The following is a 20,127-nucleotide window of genomic DNA, read 5'->3' on the forward strand; positions in this document are numbered from 1 at the left end:
GTGGCATCACCCGCAACGCAGGAGTTGGACATGTCCGCTGTCGCCGCTTTCGCCACCGCCCAGCCCACCCCGGCCGATGCTCCGGCCACACCGGGCATCGCACTGACCACCCAGCTTGCCGGCCAGTCGGCCCTGCTGCCGGCAGGGGTACTGGCGCTGCTGGTGTCGCTGCACCGCGCGGTGGAACCCGAACGCCAGCGCCGCCTGCAGGCCCGCCGTGAGCGCCAGGCCTTTTTCGACGGCGGCGGCCTGCCGGACTTCCGCACCGACACCGCCGCGATCCGCAGCGAAGACTGGCGCGTGGCGCCGATCCCGGAAGCGCTGCAGGACCGCCGCGTCGAGATCACCGGCCCGACCGACCCGAAGATGGTCATCAATGCGCTGAACTCCGGCGCCAAGGTGTTCATGGCCGACTTCGAGGACTCCACCGCCCCGGCCTGGCGCAACCTGCTGGCTGGCCAGCAGGCGCTGATCGGCGCGGTGCGCGGCGACCTCACCTACACCGCGCCCGGCGCGGACGGCAAGCCCGGCAAGCACTACACGCTGCGCCCGCTCGACGAACAGGCAGTGTTGATCGTGCGCCCGCGCGGCTGGCACCTGGATGAGAAGCACGTGCGCATCGATGGCCAGCCGCTGGCCGGCGGCCTGTTCGACGCGGCGGTGTTCGCCTTCCACAACGCGCGTACCCTGATGTGCCGCCAGCGCGGCCCGTACTTCTACCTGCCCAAGCTGCAGTCGATGGAAGAGGCCGCGCTGTGGGAAACCGCGCTGTCGCACATCGAAGGCATGCTCGGCCTGCCGCATGGCCAGATCAAGGTTACCGTGCTGATCGAGACGCTGCCGGCGGTGTTCGAGATGGACGAGATCCTGCATGCGCTGCGCGACCGCATCGTCGGGCTGAACTGCGGCCGCTGGGATTACATCTTTTCCTACATCAAGACCTTCCGTAAGCACGCCGACAAGGTGCTGCCCGAACGCGGCCAGGTGACCATGACCCAGCCGTTCCTGAAGGCCTATTCGGAACTGCTGATCCAGACCTGCCACCGCCGTGGCGCGCATGCGATGGGCGGCATGGCCGCGCAGATCCCGATCAACCACGATGCCGCGGCCAACGAACAGGCGATGGCACGGGTGCGTGCCGACAAGCTGCGCGAAGTCACCGCCGGCCACGACGGCACCTGGGTGGCGCACCCGGCGCTGATTCCGGTGGCGCAGGCCATCTTCGACGCACACATGCCCGGCCCCAACCAGCACGCGGTGCTGCGCCGCGATGTGCGGGTGGGCCGCGACGAGCTGATTGCCGCGCCCACCGGCACCATCACCCGCACCGGGTTCGAGGGCAACGTGGAGGTGTGTGTGCGCTACCTGGCCGCCTGGCTGGACGGCAACGGCTGCGTGCCGATCCACCACCTGATGGAAGACGCGGCCACCGCCGAGATCAGCCGCAGCCAGCTGTGGCAGTGGCTGCACATGCCCGGCCAGCATCTGGACGACGGCACTGCCATCGACCTGGCCCTGCTCGACGCCACCCTGGCCGCACTGCCGGCACGGTTGGGCGAGCGCAGCGCGCTGCCGGGCGGGGCCCGCATCGACGAGGCCATCGCGCTGCTCGGGGAGCTGAGCCGCCGCAACGAACTGACCGATTTCCTGACCCTGCCGGCCTACGACCGGATCGATTGACCTTTCCTGGAGAAACGACATGAGCAAGCTGCCGACCGCCGAACAGATCCAGCACGAATGGAACACCGACCCGCGCTGGGCCGGCATCCAGCGCAACTACAGCGCCGCCGATGTGGTGCGCCTGCGCGGCACCGTGCACGTGGAGCATTCGCTGGCCCGGCTGGGCGCGGAGAAACTGTGGAAGTACCTGCATGAAAAGGACTTCGTCAACGCACTCGGCGCGCTCACCGGCAACCAGGCCATGCAGCAGGTCAAGGCCGGCCTCAATGCCATCTACCTGTCCGGCTGGCAGGTTGCCGCCGACGCCAACCTGGCCGGCCAGATGTATCCCGACCAGTCGCTGTACCCGGCCGATTCGGTGCCGGCCGTGGTCAAGCGCATCAACAATACCCTGCTGCGTGCCGACCAGCTGCACCACGCCGAAGGCAAGGACGACATCGACTTCCTGCAGCCGATCGTAGCCGATGCCGAAGCCGGCTTCGGCGGCGTGCTCAACGCCTTCGAGCTGATGAAGGCCATGATCGAAGCCGGCGCGGCCGGCGTGCATTTCGAAGACCAGCTGGCCTCGGTGAAGAAGTGCGGGCACATGGGCGGCAAGGTGCTGGTGCCCACCCGCGAGGCCGTCGAGAAGTTGAACGCCGCGCGCCTGGCCGCCGACGTGCTGGGCGTGCCCACCCTGCTGGTGGCCCGCACCGACGCAGAAGCCGCCGACCTGCTGACCAGCGACATCGACGCCAACGACCAGCCCTTCGCCACCGGCGAGCGCACCGTGGAAGGCTTCTACAAGACCCGCAACGGCCTGGACCAGGCCATCAGCCGCGGCCTGGCCTATGCACCCTACGCCGACCTGGTCTGGTGCGAGACCGGCAAGCCGGACCTGGAGTTCGCGCGCAAGTTTGCCGAAGCCATCCATGCGAAGTACCCGGGCAAATTGCTGGCCTACAACTGCTCGCCCAGCTTCAACTGGAAGAAGAACCTGGACGACGCCACGATTGCGAAGTTCCAGAAGGAAATCGCCAGCTACGGGTACAAGTTCCAGTTCATCACCCTGGCCGGCTTCCACGCCCTTAATTACTCCATGTTCAACCTGGCCCACGGCTATGCCCGCCGCCAGATGAGCGCCTTCGTGGAACTGCAGGAAGCCGAATTCGCCGCCGCCGACCGGGGCTTTACCGCGGTCAAGCACCAGCGCGAGGTCGGCACCGGCTACTTCGACGCGGTCACCCAGGCCATCCAGCAGGGCCAGTCTTCCACCACCGCCCTGACCGGTTCGACCGAAGAGGAGCAATTCCGGGCGGCCTGACGGCCGGAATCGGCGCTGCCGCCCCCGCAGCGCGGTGGCGGCGCCCGGGTAACCCCGGCCATTGGCCGGATTCCCGGGCACCCCTCCAACCGACCAGAGCCGCCCGGCAGGGGCGGCCGTTCTTTTATATGCCCCCGCCAGATGCTACGGTCCGCAAAAGGGCACCATGCGGTACGGGATGGCCGGTCTCAGCCGGTTGCCGCGTTGGGGATGTTTGGGCCGGAGCGCCGGATAGATCCGGGCGCCGGGGCATGGAAATGGGATGAGGCGCACACTTTTAAGGGGTGCTATCCTCATTCGCTCACCGGGGAACGCTGGGAAGCGGGTGTACGGGAATGACCGGCAAGCTTGCGACGAATGTGTGCGAACGAGCGTCAGACATCGCGCAGACCGCGATGGCTGAGATCGTGCACGCCGTCCTGAGCGCAGGCGAATTCGCCCTGTTCGCCGAATTCGGCCAGCACCGCGCGTTGCGTGCCGGCGAGCACCTGTTCCTGCGCAACCAGGCCGGCAGCACCATGTATGTCATCGTCACCGGTGCCATCGAGCTGGATTTCGGCGAAGACCTGGTGGTCAAGACACTGGGCCAGCATGAATTCTTCGGCGAACTGGGCCTGCTGATCGGCGACCACCCACGCAGTGCGGACGCCCGCGCCACCACCGATTCGCTGGTGCTCGAACTGGACCACACCGATTTCCAGCGCCTGGTCGACCGTGACCCGGGCCTGGTGGCGTACTTCCTGCGCCGCACGATCATGCGCGTGGTGAGCAACGAGCAGGTGCTGATCCGCCAGCTGCGCCGCCGCAACCATGATCTCGAAACCGCGCTGGACAACCTCTACGTCACCACCCACCAGCTCACCCACACGCGCGAACTGGTGCGTACCGACGAGTTGACCGGCCTGCACAACCGCCGCGGCCTGGCGCTGTACCTGCAGGAATGCCGCAGCCACGAAGACGGTGCGCCGCAGGGCCTGCTGCTGATCGACTGCGACCACTTCAAGCAGGTCAACGACGAGCACGGCCACCAGGCCGGCGACCGCGTCCTGCAGAGCGTGGCCAACATCCTGCGCTCGGTGGCCACTGAGAACGACCGGGCCTGTCGGTTGGGCGGTGACGAATTCTGCCTGCTGCTGCGCGAAGCAGACTCCGACAGCCTGCAGCACGCGGCCGAATTCATCCTCAGCGCGGTCCACGGCCTGATGGGCCGGCCGGGCGGCCAGCCGCATGTCTGCCCGGTCAGCATCGGCGTGAGCCTGCTCGAACCGAACAGCGACTGGAGCGATTGGTACGCCCGCGCCGACAATGCGCTGTACCAGGCCAAGCGCTTGGGCGGCAACCGGTTGCACTGGTCGCGTGCCGCGACCGCCACGCCCTGACGGGGTATTCGAATGAACGGCGACAACGGAACGTCGACCCAGCTGCCGCTGCTGCGGGCGCTGCTGTTCACTGATCTGTGCGACTCGCTGGTGCTGGTCGAGCGCATCGGCGATGCCGCCGCGGCCGAGCTGTTCCAGCAGCACGACAGACTGGTGCTCGCGCTCCAGCAGCAATGGAACGGGCAGCAGATCGACCGCTCCGATGGCCTGTTCCTGCTGTTCGACCGCGCCATCGATGGGCTCGGCTTCGCCCTGGACTACCAACGGGAGCTGCACGAGCTGGGCAAGCGCCGCAATGTGCCGCTGCGCGCCCGCGCCGGTCTGCATGTGGGCGAGGTGCTGATCTGGGACAACAGCCGCGAAGCGATCCAGGCCGGTGCCAAGCCGGTGGAAGTGGAAGGCCTGGCCAAGCCGATGGCCGCGCGCCTGATGGGGTTGGCGCGTCCCGGCCAGATCCTGCTCTCGGCCGTGGCCGAATCGCTGACCCGCCGTGCCAGCAGCGAACTGGGCGAGCGTGCTGAAGCGCTTCAGTGGCGCGCGCACGGCCCGTGGCTGTTCAAAGGCATTCCCACCGCCCAGGAGGTGTTCGAGGTCGGCGAACCGGGCTTCGCGCCGCTGCGCATGCCCAAGGCGCATCCCAAGGCGCAGCGCAAACTGCCGATCTGGCGCCGGCCGGCCGCGCTGGCCGCCGAAGTTGCCCTGCTGGCGGTACTGGGTATCGGCGGCTGGATGCTGCTGCGCCCCGAGCCGGCCATCGCCTTTGCCGAGCGCGACTGGGTGGTGCTGGCCGACGTCGACAATACCAGTGGTGAGGCGTTGTTCGACGACAGCCTGCAGCGTGCCCTGCTGCTGGGTCTGGAACAGTCGCGCTACGTCAACGTGCTGTCGGACAGCATGGTCAAGCAATCGCGCGAACTGCTGCGGGTGCCCCCCGCGCGCGCGCTGGACCGCGACGTGGCCGGCGACGTCGCCTCGCGCGAGGGCGCGCGCATGGTGCTGGTGCCCAGCATTCATCGTGCCGCAGGTCAGTACGTGGTGGCCGTGGACCTGATGGACCCGGCCAGCCGCGCAGTCGTGGGTTCCTACCACGCCGACGCCCGCGCCCCTGACGACGTGTTGGCCGCCGTCGATGACGTGGTGCGGCGCCTGCGCGCAGGTCTGGGCGAAACCGTGGCCTCGCTGCAGCAGTCGATGCCACTGCCGCAGGCATCCACCGAAAACCTCCAGGCACTCAAGTCGTTCGCGCTTGCCGAACGGGCCGTGGGCGGGGCGCGCTTCGCCGAGGCAGCCAAGTTGTATGAGGCGGCACTGGATGCAGATCCGGACTTCGCCATGGCGCACATGGGCCTGGCCAGGCTGCTGGTGCGGATCGACCGCCGTGCCGACGCCCTGCCTCACCTGAAGCGGGCACTGGCCCTCAAGGATCGCCTGCCGCACCGCGAGCGCCTCTACCTCAAGGCCTGGAGCAGCGAGCTGCGCCCGGAGGGCTGGCCGCTGGAAGACTGGCGCGTGCTGGCCGAAGTCTATCCCGACTCGTTTGCAGGGCAGGCCAATACCGCCGGGTTCCTGTTGATGGACAACCGCTACGAAGAGGCGGAGCGCTACGCGCGCGCAGCGTCGGTACCGCAGGCGCCCCTGCGCGCATACGCCATCGGCTACACCGGCTGGGTCCAGCTCGCCACCAACCGGTATGACGAGGCGCTGCGCAGTTTCCAGCAGGCCGAGCAGCTGACAGACCGCAGCGCCAGCGACACCCGCGTGGACGTGCTGATCGCCCAGCGCCGTTACAAGGATGCACAAGCACTGCTGGCACAGTTGCCCACCGCGCGCGATGAGCTGCAGACCATCATGTACCAGCGCGTCCGCGTCCTGCTCGCCGCCGATCAGGACGACTGCACCGGCATGACCGAAGCGTTGGCCAGCCAGGAGCCGCCTGCCGAATCGGTCGACTTCCGTACGCATGTGCTGCTGATGCACGCGGTGGTGGACACCGCGTGCGAGCAGCGCAATCCCGCTGCACTGGCCGCTGTGTCAGGCCAGCTGCTGCCGCTGCTCAAGGACCGCAACGACCCGAACCTGTCCGACCGGGTGCTGCGCCTGTTGTCGCTGGTGTACCTGGCGCAGCGCCAAGGCGATAGCGTGCGTGCCGATACGCTGCTGCGTGACCACGCGGCGTTGATCGCCTCGATGAAGAGCCCGGTGGTGGGCAAGTGGCACGCCATCGTGCTCGCCATGCAGCAGCTCGGCCGCAACCAGCCGGCGCAGGCCGAGGCGCTGTTGCGGCCGATCCTGGACGGTACCGAACCGGTGCAGGCGCGGGTGGCACTGCGGGAGGTGCAGCGCAAGCTGGGCAATGCAGAGGCATTCCACCAGCAGAACGAATGGCTGTATGCCCACCGGGGTCGCGCGATTGCCGAACTGGCTTCCATGCAGCTGATGCAGCCGCTGAGCCTGCATGACATGCTGGCCGACGCCAGCCTGCGTTCCAACTAGGTTGGGCCGAGGCTGGCGGGGTCGTCACTCCAGCGAGTCGGCGGCCTTGCCCGCCTCGAAGCAGTGCGGCACCAGCATCGCCTGGTACGACGTGCTCAGGTACTTCTCCAGTTGGGCCTGCACCGCGCGCAGTTCTTCCACGCTGGCCAGCTGCTGGATATCGCAGCACAGTGGCTGGACCTCGGTGCTCAACCCCAACTCGGTCAGAGCCTGCTGCGCATCCTGCTGGAACAACTCACGGAAAGCGGGGTCGTCGATCAACCTGCTGACCAGCCGCGCGGCGATTTCAGGGGAAATCTTGTTCGTTTCCGGTTTGTCGTTGCTCATTGCGCTCGATCCAGTGGGTGAAGTGAGGGTTATCGGCCGGGCCGGGCGGGAATGTAGCGCCCGGCCCGGCCAACGCGCGGTGCGAAGCAGCACGCAGGTTACGTCGGCAACCGGCCACGCACCACGGAAGCCAAGGTGCCCCGGCTAGAATGTCCGGGTCCCTCCACGGTCGGCCCCGAATGAAACTGCGCCGTTGCACCATCCTGATGTTCGAGCCGCGCGAAGAGGTCAGCGTCGACTTCAACGCGATGCTTGCCGGGCGTACGGAGCTGTCCACCACGATTGCCTGGTTTGCGCTGGCCGCACACCTGGAACAGCCCGTGCCGGTGAGTGCCGCACAGCGGGAACTGCTGGGTTCGGTGGGTTCCAGTGAGTGGACCGACGCAGGCGACATCCGGGGTGCCCCGGGTGACTGGCGGGCGCTGCTCGAGGCCGGGCTGCTGATCGCCGATGACGAGCAACACGCCACGCATCGCCTCCGCGACGAAGGCATGCGCGACGGCCACTGGTGGCCGTTGGCGGCGCTGGTCCACCGGCATGCCCGCTGGAGTGGTGTGAACAGCGCCGCGCAGATGCGCGACAGCAACATGGTCACCGCCAGGGATCTGCGCCGGCAGCTGGGTGCGCCGCCGCCGGCGGTACAGATCCACCCGGGCACCTATCAGCCGCTCCCTGCCGTGGACGCCACCGACTACGACCGGATGCTGGAACGCCGCACCACCTGCCGCAACTTCGATGCAGCGCGCAGCATCGCGTGCGGACAGCTGGCGCAGCTGCTGCAGCGCACGGTGAAGGCGCAGGCGGTGGTGCAGGTGGAAGCCGATACCGCGTTTCTGAAGAAGAACGTGCCATCCGGCGGTGGGCTGCACCCTACCGAAACCTATCTGCTGGTGCAGCGCGTGGACGGACTGGCGCCGGGCCTCTACCACTATCATCCGGTACGGCATGCCCTCGTTGCACTGCCGCGCCAGTGCGGGCGTCCGTTGCACGAGGTGGCTCTGGCCATGCTGTCCGGCCAGGACTGGTTCGCCAACGCGGCCGCCCACCTTGTGCTGGTGCCGCGCTTTGCACGTACCAACTGGAAGTACCGCAACCACGCCAAGGCCTACCGCGCACTGTTGCTGGACGTGGGCCACATTTCGCAGGCCGTGTACATGGCGGCAACTGAGTGCGGCCTGGCCGCGTTTGTCACCGCGGCCATCAATGAGGTGGACACCGAAGCGGTATTTGCCCTGGATGGCGTTACCCAGAGTCCCATCGCCGTGGTGGGCATCGGTTGGCGCGGTGATACGCCGGATACCGCAGAGTTCGATCCCAATGGCGTGGTCTGGGCCCGGTCATGACGTGGCGTCGAAGTCGATCAGCACCGCGCCGTCGGCGACCTGGTCGCCGGCCTTGACCCGATAGCCCTGCACCGTGCCATCGGCCGGGGCCTGCAGGGTGTGCTCCATCTTCATCGCTTCCAGCACCAGCAGCGGGGTGCCGCGTACCACCTGCGTGCCCGGTGCCAGCAGCGTGGCCACGATGCGGCCCGGCATCGGCGCCACCAGGCTGCCGGCGTCCGCTACAGCGTGGTCGGCTTCGCTGACCGGATCATGCAGGGTGAAGCGCTGTACGCCTTCAGTGCCGAACAAGTACAGCTCGCTGCCATCGCGTACCACGCGGGCGCGGTGCAGGCGCTCTCCTACCTGCAACGCCAGCCGCTCGCCCTCCATCCGGCCCTGCACCGATACCGTGCTGCCGCCCACCTCGATGGACCACGCCTCGCCATGGCCTTCAACGGCCAGCACCTGCTGCTGGCCACGATGCTCCAGCGTCAGCCGCCGCGCGGCACGCTGGCCCAGCCGCCAGCCATCGCGCGCCTGCCACGGGGAGTGCGGGTCACGCGCATCCACCGAAGCTGCTGCGTCGGTGGCCATCGCAGCTACGGCCGCCTGCGCCCACAGGGCAGGATCGGTATCGCCCTGGTGCGGCGCCAGCGCGGCCTGCTCGCGTTCGATCAACGCGGTATCCAGCTTCGCGTTGGCGAACGAATCGGTCATCACCAGCCGGCGCAGGAACGCCGCGTTGGTGGTCACGCCGACGACTTCGCACTCGGCCAGCGCCTGCTGCATGCGGCGCAGCGCCGCATGGCGGTCCACGTCCCATACGATCAGCTTGGCAATCATCGGGTCGTAGAACGGGGTGATCGCATCGCCCTGTTCCACACCCGCATCCACACGCACGTGCGCGCTGCCAGCCGGCAGCCGCAGGTGGTGCAGGGTGCCGGTGGAGGGCAGGAAGCCCTTGTCGGCATCTTCGGCGTACAGGCGCGCTTCCAGTGCATGGCCGTTGATCTGCAGCTGTTCCTGCTGCAGCGGCAGCGGTGCGCCGCTGGCCACGCGCAGCTGCCACTCCACCAGGTCGGTGCCGGTGATGCACTCGGTGACCGGGTGCTCCACCTGCAGGCGGGTGTTCATTTCCATGAAATAGAAATCGCCATCGGGCCCGGCGATGAACTCCACCGTGCCCGCACCCACGTAGTTCACCGCACGCGCGGCATCCACCGCGGCCTTGCCCATGGCGGCGCGGCGTTCAGCGGTCATGCCCGGCGCGGGCGCTTCTTCCAGTACCTTCTGGTGGCGGCGCTGCACCGAGCAGTCGCGCTCGAACAGGTACACCACGTTGCCGTGGCTGTCGCCGAATACCTGGATTTCGATATGGCGCGGGCGCTCCACGTACTTTTCCACCAGCACGTGCGCATTGCCGAATGCGGACCGCGCCTCGCGCTGGCAGCTGGCCAGCGCCTCGGTGAAGGCCGCGCTGTCGTCCACCTTGCGCATGCCCTTGCCACCGCCGCCGGCGCTGGCCTTGATCAGCACCGGATAGCCGATGCCGTCGGCCTGTTCGCGCAGGAACGCCGGTTCCTGCGCATCGCCGTGGTAGCCCGGGGTCAGCGGCACCCCGGCCTGCGCCATCAGCGCCTTGGCCGCGCTCTTGTCGCCCATCGCGCGGATCGCCGCAGCGGAGGGGCCGATGAACACGATGCCCGCCTCGGCGCAGGCCTGGGCGAAGTCCGCGTTCTCGGACAGGAAGCCGTAACCGGGGTGGATGGCCTGTGCACCGGTGCGGCGTGCCGCGTCCAGGATCGCATCGGCGCGCAGGTAGCTTTCGCGCGCGGGCGCCGGGCCGATGCCCACGGCCTCGTCGGCCAGGCGCACATGGCGTGCGTCGCGGTCGGCGTCGGAGTACACCGCCACCGTGGCAATGCCCAGGCGCTGGCAGGTGGCGATGACGCGGCAGGCGATTTCGCCACGGTTGGCGATCAGGATCTTGGTGAACATGGAAGTCTCGTTGCGCATGCCAGGGGGCCGGATCACATCCGGAACACGCCGAAATCGGTCTTGCGGGCCGGGGCGTTGAGGCTGGCCGACAAGGCCAGGCCCAGCACGCGGCGGGTGTCGGCCGGGTCGATCACCCCGTCATCCCACAACCGCGCGCTGGCGTAGTAGGGGTGGCCCTGCTGCTCGAACTGGTCGCGGATCGGGCTCTTGAAGGTGTCTTCGTCCTGCGCCGACCACTGCCCGCCCTTGGCTTCAATGCCATCGCGCCTCACCGTGGCCAGCACGCTGGCCGCCTGCTCGCCACCCATCACGCCGATGCGCGCGTTCGGCCACATCCACAGGAAGTTGGGCGAATAGGCGCGGCCGCACATGCCGTAGTTGCCGGCGCCGAACGAACCGCCGATCACCACCGTGAACTTGGGCACCTTGGCGCAGGCCACCGCCATCACCAGCTTGGCCCCGTCCTTGGCGATGCCGCCGTGTTCGTACTTGCGGCCCACCATGAAGCCGGTGATGTTCTGCAGGAACACCAGCGGAATGCCGCGCTGGGTGCACAGCTCGATGAAGTGCGCGCCCTTGAGTGCCGATTCGGAGAACAGGATGCCGTTGTTGGCGATGATCCCCACCGGGTAGCCGTGCAGGTGCGCGAAGCCGGTCACGAGCGTGTTGCCGTAGCGCGGCTTGAATTCGTCGAAGCGCGAATCGTCCACGAGGCGCATGATGACTTCGCGCACGTCGTAGGGCTTGCGGGTGTCGGCCGGGATCACCCCGTACAGTTCCTGCGCGGCGTAGCGCGGTTCTACCGGAGCCTGCACCGCCAACGCCGGCTCGGGCTTGCGCCAGTTGAGCTGGGCAATGATCGCGCGCACCCGCGCCAGCGCCTGCAGGTCGTTGTCTGCCATGTGGTCGGCCACGCCCGAAATGCGCGTGTGCACATCGGCACCGCCCAGTTCCTCGGCGGTGACCACTTCACCCGTAGCCGCCTTCACCAGCGGCGGGCCGCCCAGGAAGATGGTGCCCTGTTCGCGCACGATCACCGTTTCATCGCTCATCGCCGGCACGTACGCACCGCCGGCGGTGCACGAGCCCATGACGCAGGCGATCTGCGGAATGCCCTGCGCCGACAGGTTGGCCTGGTTGTAGAAGATCCGGCCGAAATGGTCGCGGTCCGGGAACACCTCGTCCTGCAGCGGCAGGAACGCGCCACCGGAATCCACCAGGTAGATGCACGGCAGCCGGTTCTGTTCGGCCACTTCCTGCGCGCGCAGATGCTTCTTCACCGTCATCGGGTAATAGGTGCCGCCCTTGACCGTGGCATCGTTGGCCACGATCACGCATTCCACCCCGGAAACGCGGCCGATGCCGGCCACCACGCCCGCACTGGGAATCGGGTCGTCGTACATGCCGTGCGCGGCCAGCGGTGCGATCTCCAGGAACGCGCTGCCCGGGTCGAGCAGGGCATCGATGCGATCGCGCACCAGCAGCTTGCCGCGCGCGGTGTGTTTCTGCCGCGCAGCTTCGGTACCGCCCAGCGCGGTCTGCGCCAGGGTGGCGCGCAGGTCGTCGACCACCGCCTGCAACGCAGTGCGGTTGGCCTCGAAGGTCTCGCTGCCCGGTTGCAGCTGGGTGCTCAGTACCGTCATGGCATCGTCCTTACTTGGTGCGCTGGAACAGTTCGCGGCCGATCAGCATGCGGCGGATTTCCGAGGTGCCCGCGCCGATTTCATACAGCTTGGCATCGCGCCACAGGCGCCCGGTCGGGTATTCGTTGATGTAGCCGTTGCCGCCCAGGATCTGGATCGCCTGGCCGGTCAGCCAGGTGGCCTTCTCGGCCGAATACAGGATCGCACCGGCCGCATCCTGGCGGGTGGTGCGGCCCAGGTCGCAGGCGCGCGCCACCGCATACACATACGCGCGGCAGGCGTTGAGGCCCACGTACATGTCGGCGAGCTTGGCCTGCATCAGCTGGAACGTGCCGATCGCCTGGCCGAACTGCTTGCGCTCATGCACGTACGGCATCACCACATCCATCGCGGCCGACATCAGGCCCAGCGGGCCACCGGACAGCACCACGCGCTCGAAATCCAGCCCGGACATCAGCACGTTCACGCCACCGCCGACTGCGCCCAGCACGTTCGCTTCGGGCACTTCGCACTCCTCGAACACCAGCTCGCAGGTGTTGGAGCCACGCATGCCCAGCTTGTCCAGCTTCTGCGCGGTGGAGAAGCCCTTCATGCCCTTTTCGACCAGGAAGGCGGTGATGCCCTTGGCGCCGGCTTCGACGTCGGTCTTGGCGTACACCACCAGCACGTCGGCATCCGGGCCGTTGGTGATCCACATCTTGTTGCCGTTGAGCACGTAATGGTCGCCGCGCTTGTCCGCGCGCAGCTTCATCGACACCACGTCCGAACCGGCACCCGGTTCGCTCATGGCCAGCGCACCCACCTTCTCGCCACTGCACAGGCCGGGCAGGAAGCGCTGCTTCTGCTCCTCGGTGCCGTTCTTGCGCAGCTGGTTCACGCACAGGTTCGAGTGCGCGCCGTAGGACAGGCCGATGCCGCCCGAGGCGCGCGAAATTTCTTCCATCGCCACCACATGGGCCAGGTAGCCCATGCCGCTGCCGCCGTATTCTTCTTCCACGGTCAGGCCGAGCAGGCCCTGTTCGCCGAGCTTGCGCCACAGCGGGTGTGGGAACAGGTTTTCCTCGTCGGCCCTGGCCGCCAGCGGCGCGATCTCGGCCGAGGCAAAATGGGCCACGCTCTGGCGGAGCATGTCGATCTCTTCGCCGAGGTCGAAGTTCATGGTGGGGACGTGCATGAGGCGGCTCCGCAACGGCTGGAAGGGATCGAAGGCTCCCAGCCTAGTCCTCCCGGAGGTAAAAGTGAACACAAATTCAAAAATTGAACATAGAATCAACAAATGGCCTATAAACGCTCAGCTTTGATGGAAGAACGCCTGGCCGGAGCCCGCGAGCGGATCCTGCTGGCCACCCGCCGCCTGGTGGCCGCCGGCGGCTACCGCAATGCCCCGGTGACTGCAGTGGCGGCCGAAGCGGGCGTGTCCACCGGGCTGATCTACCGGCACTTCCCGTCCAAGGCTGAGCTGTTCGTGGAGGTGCTGACCGACGCGGTCGAACACGAGTTGCGCATCTTCGAGGCCATTGCCGCCGAACCGCTGCCCGCACCCGAGCGGCTGCGCCGGGCGATCACCGCATTCGTACGCCGCGCACTGGCTGGCCCGGGGCTGGCCTATGCCTTCATCGCCGAACCGGTGGACCCGGAGGTGGAAGCCGAGCGCATCCGCTGCCGCCGCCTGTTCGGTGACGTGTTCCGCCGCATCGTGGCCGATGGCATTGAAGCCGGCAGTTTCCCTGCGCAGGACACCGATGTGGCCGCCGCCTGCATCGTCGGCGCGTTCACCGAAGCACTGGTCGGGCCGACCGCGCCCAGCCGCGATGCACATGGCGACCAGACCGCACTGGTCGAATCCATCTGCGTTTTCTGCCTGCGTGCTGCAGGGGCCCCCCAAGTCTGATGCTGCATTGCGGTAGTGGGAGGCGGCTTGCAGAGCGCCGCACACGCTGGTCATACTCGGCCGACAAGCCGTGGTCCAACGACTACCAGCCAGGGGTAACAGAGAGTGCGGAATTACGACCTCGAGTTCCTGAAACGCTTTTCCATGGTCATTGCCTTGTTGATGGCCATCACGCTCGGATTGATCCTGTTCGCTGCGTACCTGCACACCCGCATTCCTCCTGAGGTCTCGCCCCAGGCCGCCAAGCGCACCGAACTGCGCATTGCCCCGGCCGGTGCCGTGTATGCCGGCGCCACCGGTGCTGCCGACCAGGCTGCGGCCAAGGCCGCGGCGATGGCCAAGGCCGCCTCGCAGGTGGCCTACGGTGGCACCACCGATGGCAAGGTGATCTTCGACAACCTGTGCACCGCCTGCCACACCACCGGCGTCGGCCAGGCGCCGACCCTGGACCACGCCCATTGGGATGCACGCCTGGCCCAGGGCAAGGACACCCTCTACAAGCACGCCATTGAGGGCTACACCGGCCCGGATGGCGGGATCATGCCGCCCAAAGGCGGCAACCCCGCCTTGAGCGAAGAGCAGATCCACGCCACCGTGGATTGGATGCTGGCGAACCTGAAATAACCGGCGGGGGGCGCCGCGCCCCCATGGGTGTCCCACGTGGACCCAACCCGGCGCGGCTTTGCCAAACCCGCCCAAATCCCACCGGCGACCGCTTCCCGCCACAATTCCGCATTACCCTGTGCACCCGTTTCCGGAATTGCCGTCGATGCGCCGTCGCACCCTCGCTCTTGCCCTGTCGCTGCTGCTGCCCGCCACCGCCTTCGCCCAGGCCCAGCCGCAGGCACGGCCGACCGCATCGACCCCGGCGACGTCCGCCCCCGTCACCCTCACCGCCGCGCCCGCCGACTGGCGCGCGCTCGATGGCCAGCACGTGCGCATTGCCGCCCCACTGACCCTGGCCGGCACCGACGGCCTGGCCCGCTTCGGCGAACTCACCGTTGCCTTCGATGGCCGCCTCTGGCAGCCCAGCGAAATGGCCGCCCCCGGCACCGACGCCCACGCCAGGGTGATCGCCGACAACCAGCGCCGCCGCCTGCTGCTCGATGACGGCAGCAGCGCGCGCGACCCCGGCCCGGTCGCCTACCTGCCGGCCGGCGCCACCCTGCGCACCGGCACCGTGCTGCGCAACGTCGAAGGCATCGTCCACGTGGACGCAAAGGGCACCCCGCGCCTGCAGGTCACCACCCCGTTGAAGCTGCCGGCGCTGAACCGACCGGCCGCCCCGGTGGTGCCCGGCGCGCTCAAGGTGGCTGCCTTCAACCTGGAAAACTTCTTCAACGGCGACGGCCAGGGCGGCGGTTACCCGACCCTGCGCGGCGCCCGCACCCTGGCCGAACACCAGGCCCAGACCGCCAAGCTGGTGGCCACCGTCAACGCGCTCGGCGCCGACGTGGCCGCGCTGATGGAACTGGAGAACGACGGCTACGGCCCGCATTCGGCGATCGCCGAACTGGTCACCGCGCTCAATGCCAACCTTGGCAAGGGCGCGGACTGGCGCTTCATCGACGCCGGCAAGGGCCCGGGCGAGAACCCGATCCGCGTGGGCATCATCTACCGCAGCGCGCGGGTGGCCCCGGTCGGCGCCCCCGCCGTGCTGGACACCGCCCCGTTCGGCCCGCACAGCCGGGTACCGCTGGCCCAGGCGTTCCGCGCCGGCAAGGGCGCGCCGTTCGTGGTGGTGGCCAACCACTTCAAGTCCAAGGGCTGCTCGGAAGCGGCCGGCGCCGATGCCGACCAGAACGACGGCCAGGCTTGCTGGAACGCCACCCGCGTCGAATCGGCGCGGCTGCTCAACCAGTGGCTGGGTACCGACCCGACCGGCGCCGGCACCACCGACGCGATCCTGCTGGGCGATTTCAACGCCTATGCGATGGAAGCCCCGATCCGCACCCTGCATGACGCCGGCTGGCGCGACGCCTTCGCCGTGGCCAAGGTCGAGCGTCCCTACAGCTATGTCTACAACGGCATGACCGGCCGCCTCGACCACGCCCTGCTCAGCCCGGGCATGGCCAAGCGCCTGCGCGGCGCGGCCGAATGGCATATCAATGCCGACGAAGCCGACGACATCGGCTACCGCGACCGCAACGAAGCCGGCCCGTGGCGCAGTTCCGACCACGACCCGTTGATCCTGGGTTTCGACAAGTAACGCCCCGACATCGCGCCGGTAGGTGCCGACCGTTGGTCGGCACTGCGCGTGGTCTCAGCCCCAGGCGATAAATCCGATCGCCACCACCGCCAACACCAGCCCCGCGCGGTTCCACCGCGTGGTCGGCTCGCCAAACGCAAACACCCCCACCAGCGCTCCCAACACCACCACCCCGATATTCATCCCGGCAAACACCGTGGCCGGGCTGTCCGGCATGGCCTGGTGGGCATGCACGTAGAACAGGATGTTGCCGCCGTTGAGCAGCCCCAGCAGCGCCCCCGCACCCGCGTTACGCGCGCGCAACCGGCTGCGCCCACTGAAGTGCCGCCACAGCTGCATCCCCAGCATCAACACAAAGGCGATGCTGAAACAGACCAGCAGCGCCGCCATCGACGGCGTCCCCGACAGCGCAACCTGCTTGAGCAGCACATCCACCAGGGCAAACCCCACCCACACCGCCAGCAGCCAGCGCCAGCTGCCCGCCTCATTGGCCACCGTTGGCCCACGCGGGCGCAGGCTGATGCCCAGCATCGCCACCAGCCCCAGCCCGAGGCCAAGCAGCTTGAGCGGGGTGGCACTCTGCCCAAAGAACAGGAACGCAGCCAACAACGACAGCAACAGCGACAACCGCTGCGCCACATCCGTGCGCACGATCCCGGCCACCGCCACCGTGCGGCCCAGCACCAGGAAGAGCGAAGGCAGCACCACCGCCAGCACCAGCAGCGCCGGCCACGGCGCATGGCTTGATTGCAGCGCCTCCAGCGGCGGCCGCAGCACCCCGGCCGTAAGCCCGGCGGCCACCAGGTAATTCCAGGTCACCATCTGGGCGACATCCAGCTGGCGGCGCGCGGCCAGCTTCAGCAGCACCGACACCAACACGCTGCAGACCACGCTGAAAAGCAGATAGAACATGGGGTTCCAGGCAGGCGCGGCAGTGCAGCCCGCGGGGGAGCGGTATTATGACGCCATGCACAATCCCCCTTTTCCCAATGAAAGCACCACTCTGCAGCTGGCCGGCCCGGTCGGCGCGCTGGACGTGGCGGTCGACCTGCCCAAGGCCGATGTGCCCGCGCAGCCGGTGGTGGCGGTCATCTGCCACCCGCTGTCCACGGAGGGCGGCAGCCTGCACAACAAGGTGGTGACCATGGTCGGCACCACCCTGCGCGAGCTGGGCATTGCCACCGTGCGCTTCAACTTCCGCAGCGTCGGCACGTCGGCCGGCGAATTCGACCAGGGCGTGGGCGAGCAGGACGACCTCAAGGCCGTGGTGGCCTGGGTCCGCGAACAGCGCCCCGACGCCACCCTGTGGCTGGCCGGCTTCAGCTTCGGCGCCTTCGTCTCCCTGCGCGCGGCCGCCGAACTGCAGCCGCAGGTCCTGGTCTCGATTGCTCCGCCCGCCGGGCGCTGGGACTTCGACGGCGTGCAGCCGCCGGCCAACTGGCTGGTCATCCAGGGCGAGGCCGACGAAATTGTCGATCCGCAGGCCGTCTACAACTGGCTGGACAGCCTGGGCGCCCCGCACGAGCTGGTGCGCATGCCCGAAACCAGCCACTTCTTCCACCGCAAGCTGATCGACCTGCGCGGCGCGGTGCTCCACGGCGTCAAGGGCTGGCTGCCGAACCCGGAAAGCGCCACCGCATGAGTGATACCGCACTGACCCCGTCGCAGCGCTACGCCGAAGGCGTGGCCCGGGGCGAATGGCAGAACGACCCGGCCCAGCACGCCGCCCTGGCCGAGCTGGACCGCATCCACCTGGCCCTGGTCGACAGCGCCCAGGACGGCTGGCTGGACCGCCTCTCGGCCTTCTGGAAGAAGCCGGACCCGGTCAAGGGCCTGTACTTCTGGGGCGGGGTAGGGCGCGGCAAGACCTTCCTGGTGGATCTGTTCTACGACGGGCTGCCGATCGAGCAGAAGTACCGCACCCATTTCCACCGCTTCATGCGCGGCATCCACGAGCGCCTGCGCGAGCACCAGGGCCAGAGCGACCCACTGGCCCGCATCGCCCAGGAATGGCGCGCCAAGCTGCGCGTACTGGTGCTGGACGAGTTCTTCGTCACCGACATCGGCGATGCCATGCTGCTGGCGCGCCTGCTCGAGCGCCTGTTCGCCGAAGGGGTCACCCTGGTCACCACCTCCAACACGGCGGTGGAGAACCTGTACTTGAATGGGCTGCAGCGCGACAGCTTCCTGCCTGCCATCAGCCTGCTGCAGACCTACTGCGTGGAGCTGTACGCCGAGGGCACTGAAGACTACCGGATGCGCGCGCTGACCCACTCGCCGGTCTACCAGGCCCCGCGCGACGAGCACAGCGACGCCTGGCTGGCCAGCCGCTGGGCCGCGCTGAGCGGCGGCCAGCCGCCCAAGCCGGGCAACATCGAGATCGAAGCACGCAAGATCCCGGTGCGCGCCCGTGGCAAGAGCATCGTCTGGTTCGACTTCAAGGCCCTGTGCGAAGGCCCCCGCGGCCCCTCGGACTACATCGAGATCGCCCGCGAGTTCAACACGGTGCTGTTGGGCGACATCCCGCATTTCGACCGGATGAATGAAGACGCCGCGCGCCGATTCGTGAACCTGATCGACGAGCTCTACGACCGCCACGTCAACCTGGTCTGCACCGCCACCGACGCGCCGGTAGCCCTTTATACCGGCACCCGCCTGCAGGGTGCCTTCGAGCGGACCGCCTCGCGCCTCATAGAAATGCAAAGCGCCGAATACCTCGGCACGCCCCACCGGGCGTGATCGAGGAAACCGGCTGTCACCCGGTCGCAGGGACACGCCAGGCGTGTCCACGTGGTGCCAGACCGCCCGCAATTGTTACGTCCGCGTGACGCCCATCGTTCCGTTTTTCGAACGCTTGAATCGCACGAAAAGTCGCCCCCAACCCTTGACTGCGCACTCGCTTTCTACAGGTCGCGACCGTTCGTCGGACACCCCCGACACCGAATCCTTGCGCCGCAAGGGATTGCCCTGATTCCCTACATTTGGCGTTGACGGCCCCCTACACCCCCACTATCTTGTGGCCGTCGGTCTCTTCGACCACAAGTCGAAGGGTCCAACGGGGCCAACGCCCACCGACAACCGCATGCCGTACAGGGTGCGGCGCTGGCAGCACCAGTCTCCGGGGGGAGATGACCGGTGACGCAAGGGGATCGTCCGCAGCGCCATCGCGCCGGTCGCGTCCCATGCGACACCGATGGTCCACCCTGAGCGCTGAGCGCACCGGCCCACGCCTGCCCCGCAGGTGACCCTGCACCACCCCAAATCACGCCAAGAGGAAAACGCCGTGAGCACCGAAACCAGCGCAGCCACCGACCAGGAAAGCGAATTCCTGTTGACCTCGCCGCCGACCGCGACCGCCATGAGCGTGACCAAGCGCAACGGCACGACCGAGCTGGTGGATCTGAACAAGATCGTGCGCGCGGTGCAGCGTTCGGCTGAAGGCCTGCACTCGGTCGACCCGATGCGCGTGGCCACCCGCACCATCTCCGGCCTGTACAACGGCGCCACCACCCAGGAACTGGACGAGCTGTCCATCCGCACCGCCGCCCTGCTGATCGGTGAAGAGCCCGAGTACGGCCGCCTGGCCGCGCGCCTGCTCGCCAACTACATCGCCAAGGAAGTGTCGGGGCAGGAAATCCACGCCTTCTCGCAGTCGGTCGGCCGTGGCCACGAAGTGGGCCTGATCAACGACCGCCTGCTGAACTTCGTGCAGACCAACGCGCGCAAGCTCAACGATGCCATCGACATCTCGCTGGACCTGAACTTCGATTACTTCGGCCTGCGTACCCTTTAGGACCGCTACCTGCTGCGCCTCCGCCACACCCGCAAGGGGATCGACCCCCCGCTCCAGTGCTGCCTGCGCGGCGCAGGGCCCCGGGG

General features: G+C 68.0%; 15 protein-coding genes and 1 pseudogene. 11 read left to right on the forward strand and 5 right to left on the reverse strand.

Annotated features, from left to right (window positions below):
- The first annotated feature begins 30 nt into the window (after nucleotides 1-30).
- From aceB to ACGFZ3_RS16595, 4 genes are all read left to right on the forward strand, one after another.
- On the forward strand, nucleotides 31-1,680 hold the full coding sequence (gene aceB, locus ACGFZ3_RS16580; protein ID WP_392923538.1) for a malate synthase A: 1,650 nt from the start codon (nucleotides 31-33) through the stop codon (nucleotides 1,678-1,680).
- A gap of 19 nt (nucleotides 1,681-1,699) precedes the next feature.
- Nucleotides 1,700-2,983, forward strand: a complete 1,284-nt coding sequence (aceA, locus tag ACGFZ3_RS16585) for an isocitrate lyase (RefSeq protein WP_392923541.1) — start codon at nucleotides 1,700-1,702, stop codon at nucleotides 2,981-2,983.
- A 335-nt stretch (nucleotides 2,984-3,318) separates the two neighbouring features.
- Entirely contained in the window at nucleotides 3,319-4,362 is a 1,044-nt protein-coding gene (locus ACGFZ3_RS16590) for a diguanylate cyclase domain-containing protein (protein WP_392923545.1), read from the forward strand.
- 12 nt (nucleotides 4,363-4,374) lie between these two features.
- A complete protein-coding gene (locus tag ACGFZ3_RS16595; protein ID WP_392923547.1) occupies nucleotides 4,375-6,855 on the forward strand; it encodes a putative peptide modification system cyclase in 2,481 nt (826 codons plus the stop codon).
- A gap of 24 nt (nucleotides 6,856-6,879) precedes the next feature.
- On the opposite strand, the gene ACGFZ3_RS16600 is transcribed toward ACGFZ3_RS16595, so the two are convergent.
- Nucleotides 6,880-7,182, reverse strand: a complete 303-nt coding sequence (locus tag ACGFZ3_RS16600) for an NHLP-related RiPP peptide (protein ID WP_392923550.1) — start codon at nucleotides 7,180-7,182, stop codon at nucleotides 6,880-6,882.
- Nucleotides 7,183-7,361: 179 nt separating this feature from the next.
- Between ACGFZ3_RS16600 and ACGFZ3_RS16605 the strand changes: the two genes are divergently transcribed.
- The gene (locus ACGFZ3_RS16605) at nucleotides 7,362-8,525 is read left to right on the forward strand and encodes a putative peptide maturation dehydrogenase (RefSeq protein WP_392923553.1); all 1,164 of its coding nucleotides are present in this window, start codon (nucleotides 7,362-7,364) and stop codon (nucleotides 8,523-8,525) included.
- Here ACGFZ3_RS16605 and ACGFZ3_RS16610 read toward each other — a convergent pair.
- From ACGFZ3_RS16610 to ACGFZ3_RS16620, 3 genes are read right to left on the reverse strand one after another with little or no spacing between them, the layout of a single operon-like run.
- Nucleotides 8,520-10,505, reverse strand: a complete 1,986-nt coding sequence (locus ACGFZ3_RS16610) for an acetyl-CoA carboxylase biotin carboxylase subunit (RefSeq protein WP_392923556.1) — start codon at nucleotides 10,503-10,505, stop codon at nucleotides 8,520-8,522. The genes ACGFZ3_RS16605 and ACGFZ3_RS16610 overlap by 6 nt on opposite strands.
- A 32-nt stretch (nucleotides 10,506-10,537) precedes the next feature.
- The gene (locus ACGFZ3_RS16615; protein WP_392923559.1) at nucleotides 10,538-12,148 is read right to left on the reverse strand and encodes a carboxyl transferase domain-containing protein; all 1,611 of its coding nucleotides are present in this window, start codon (nucleotides 12,146-12,148) and stop codon (nucleotides 10,538-10,540) included.
- A gap of 10 nt (nucleotides 12,149-12,158) precedes the next feature.
- Nucleotides 12,159-13,322, reverse strand: a complete 1,164-nt coding sequence (locus tag ACGFZ3_RS16620) for an isovaleryl-CoA dehydrogenase (RefSeq protein WP_392923561.1) — start codon at nucleotides 13,320-13,322, stop codon at nucleotides 12,159-12,161.
- A 102-nt stretch (nucleotides 13,323-13,424) separates the two neighbouring features.
- Between ACGFZ3_RS16620 and ACGFZ3_RS16625 the strand changes: the two genes are divergently transcribed.
- The 3 genes from ACGFZ3_RS16625 to ACGFZ3_RS16635 all read left to right on the forward strand — a co-directional run bounded on the left by ACGFZ3_RS16625 (nucleotide 13,425) and on the right by ACGFZ3_RS16635 (nucleotide 16,248).
- A complete protein-coding gene (locus ACGFZ3_RS16625) occupies nucleotides 13,425-14,039 on the forward strand; it encodes a TetR/AcrR family transcriptional regulator (protein WP_392923564.1) in 615 nt (204 codons plus the stop codon).
- A gap of 105 nt (nucleotides 14,040-14,144) precedes the next feature.
- Nucleotides 14,145-14,663, forward strand: a complete 519-nt coding sequence (locus ACGFZ3_RS16630) for a c-type cytochrome (RefSeq protein ID WP_392923567.1) — start codon at nucleotides 14,145-14,147, stop codon at nucleotides 14,661-14,663.
- A 145-nt stretch (nucleotides 14,664-14,808) separates the two neighbouring features.
- A complete protein-coding gene (locus ACGFZ3_RS16635; protein ID WP_392923570.1) occupies nucleotides 14,809-16,248 on the forward strand; it encodes an ExeM/NucH family extracellular endonuclease in 1,440 nt (479 codons plus the stop codon).
- A 54-nt stretch (nucleotides 16,249-16,302) separates the two neighbouring features.
- Here the strand turns inward: ACGFZ3_RS16635 and ACGFZ3_RS16640 are convergent, their stop codons facing one another.
- A complete protein-coding gene (locus ACGFZ3_RS16640; protein ID WP_392923573.1) occupies nucleotides 16,303-17,160 on the reverse strand; it encodes an EamA/RhaT family transporter in 858 nt (285 codons plus the stop codon).
- A gap of 55 nt (nucleotides 17,161-17,215) precedes the next feature.
- On the opposite strand from ACGFZ3_RS16640, the gene ACGFZ3_RS16645 reads away from it, so the two are divergent.
- From ACGFZ3_RS16645 to ACGFZ3_RS16655, 3 genes and pseudogenes are all read left to right on the forward strand, one after another.
- A complete protein-coding gene (locus ACGFZ3_RS16645) occupies nucleotides 17,216-17,890 on the forward strand; it encodes an alpha/beta hydrolase (RefSeq protein ID WP_392923576.1) in 675 nt (224 codons plus the stop codon).
- Entirely contained in the window at nucleotides 17,887-18,987 is a 1,101-nt protein-coding gene (zapE, locus tag ACGFZ3_RS16650) for a cell division protein ZapE (RefSeq protein ID WP_184126211.1), read from the forward strand. Before ACGFZ3_RS16645 ends, zapE begins: the two co-directional genes overlap by 4 nt.
- A gap of 544 nt (nucleotides 18,988-19,531) precedes the next feature.
- A pseudogene (locus tag ACGFZ3_RS16655) lies at nucleotides 19,532-20,127 on the forward strand (ATP cone domain-containing protein); the annotation flags it as partial.

This window comes from Stenotrophomonas sp. NPDC047960 (genome assembly GCF_043204395.1).
Taxonomy (GTDB): domain Bacteria; phylum Pseudomonadota; class Gammaproteobacteria; order Xanthomonadales; family Xanthomonadaceae; genus Stenotrophomonas.

What these genes read in the sequence shown, in the direction of transcription:
- ACGFZ3_RS16590 (WP_392923545.1), top strand. Translation starts at nt 3,319, where the DNA reads ATGACCGGCAAGCTTGCGACGAATGTGTGCGAACGAGCGTCAGACATC.
- zapE (WP_184126211.1), top strand. Translation starts at nt 17,887, where the DNA reads ATGAGTGATACCGCACTGACCCCGTCGCAGCGCTACGCCGAAGGCGTG.
- ACGFZ3_RS16595 (WP_392923547.1), top strand. Translation starts at nt 4,375, where the DNA reads ATGAACGGCGACAACGGAACGTCGACCCAGCTGCCGCTGCTGCGGGCG.
- ACGFZ3_RS16600 (WP_392923550.1), bottom strand. Translation starts at nt 7,182, where the DNA reads ATGAGCAACGACAAACCGGAAACGAACAAGATTTCCCCTGAAATCGCC.
- ACGFZ3_RS16645 (WP_392923576.1), top strand. Translation starts at nt 17,216, where the DNA reads ATGCACAATCCCCCTTTTCCCAATGAAAGCACCACTCTGCAGCTGGCC.
- ACGFZ3_RS16635 (WP_392923570.1), top strand. Translation starts at nt 14,809, where the DNA reads ATGCGCCGTCGCACCCTCGCTCTTGCCCTGTCGCTGCTGCTGCCCGCC.
- ACGFZ3_RS16605 (WP_392923553.1), top strand. Translation starts at nt 7,362, where the DNA reads ATGAAACTGCGCCGTTGCACCATCCTGATGTTCGAGCCGCGCGAAGAG.
- ACGFZ3_RS16625 (WP_392923564.1), top strand. Translation starts at nt 13,425, where the DNA reads ATGGCCTATAAACGCTCAGCTTTGATGGAAGAACGCCTGGCCGGAGCC.
- ACGFZ3_RS16610 (WP_392923556.1), bottom strand. Translation starts at nt 10,505, where the DNA reads ATGTTCACCAAGATCCTGATCGCCAACCGTGGCGAAATCGCCTGCCGC.
- ACGFZ3_RS16620 (WP_392923561.1), bottom strand. Translation starts at nt 13,322, where the DNA reads ATGCACGTCCCCACCATGAACTTCGACCTCGGCGAAGAGATCGACATG.
- ACGFZ3_RS16615 (WP_392923559.1), bottom strand. Translation starts at nt 12,148, where the DNA reads ATGACGGTACTGAGCACCCAGCTGCAACCGGGCAGCGAGACCTTCGAG.
- aceB (WP_392923538.1), top strand. Translation starts at nt 31, where the DNA reads ATGTCCGCTGTCGCCGCTTTCGCCACCGCCCAGCCCACCCCGGCCGAT.
- ACGFZ3_RS16640 (WP_392923573.1), bottom strand. Translation starts at nt 17,160, where the DNA reads ATGTTCTATCTGCTTTTCAGCGTGGTCTGCAGCGTGTTGGTGTCGGTG.
- aceA (WP_392923541.1), top strand. Translation starts at nt 1,700, where the DNA reads ATGAGCAAGCTGCCGACCGCCGAACAGATCCAGCACGAATGGAACACC.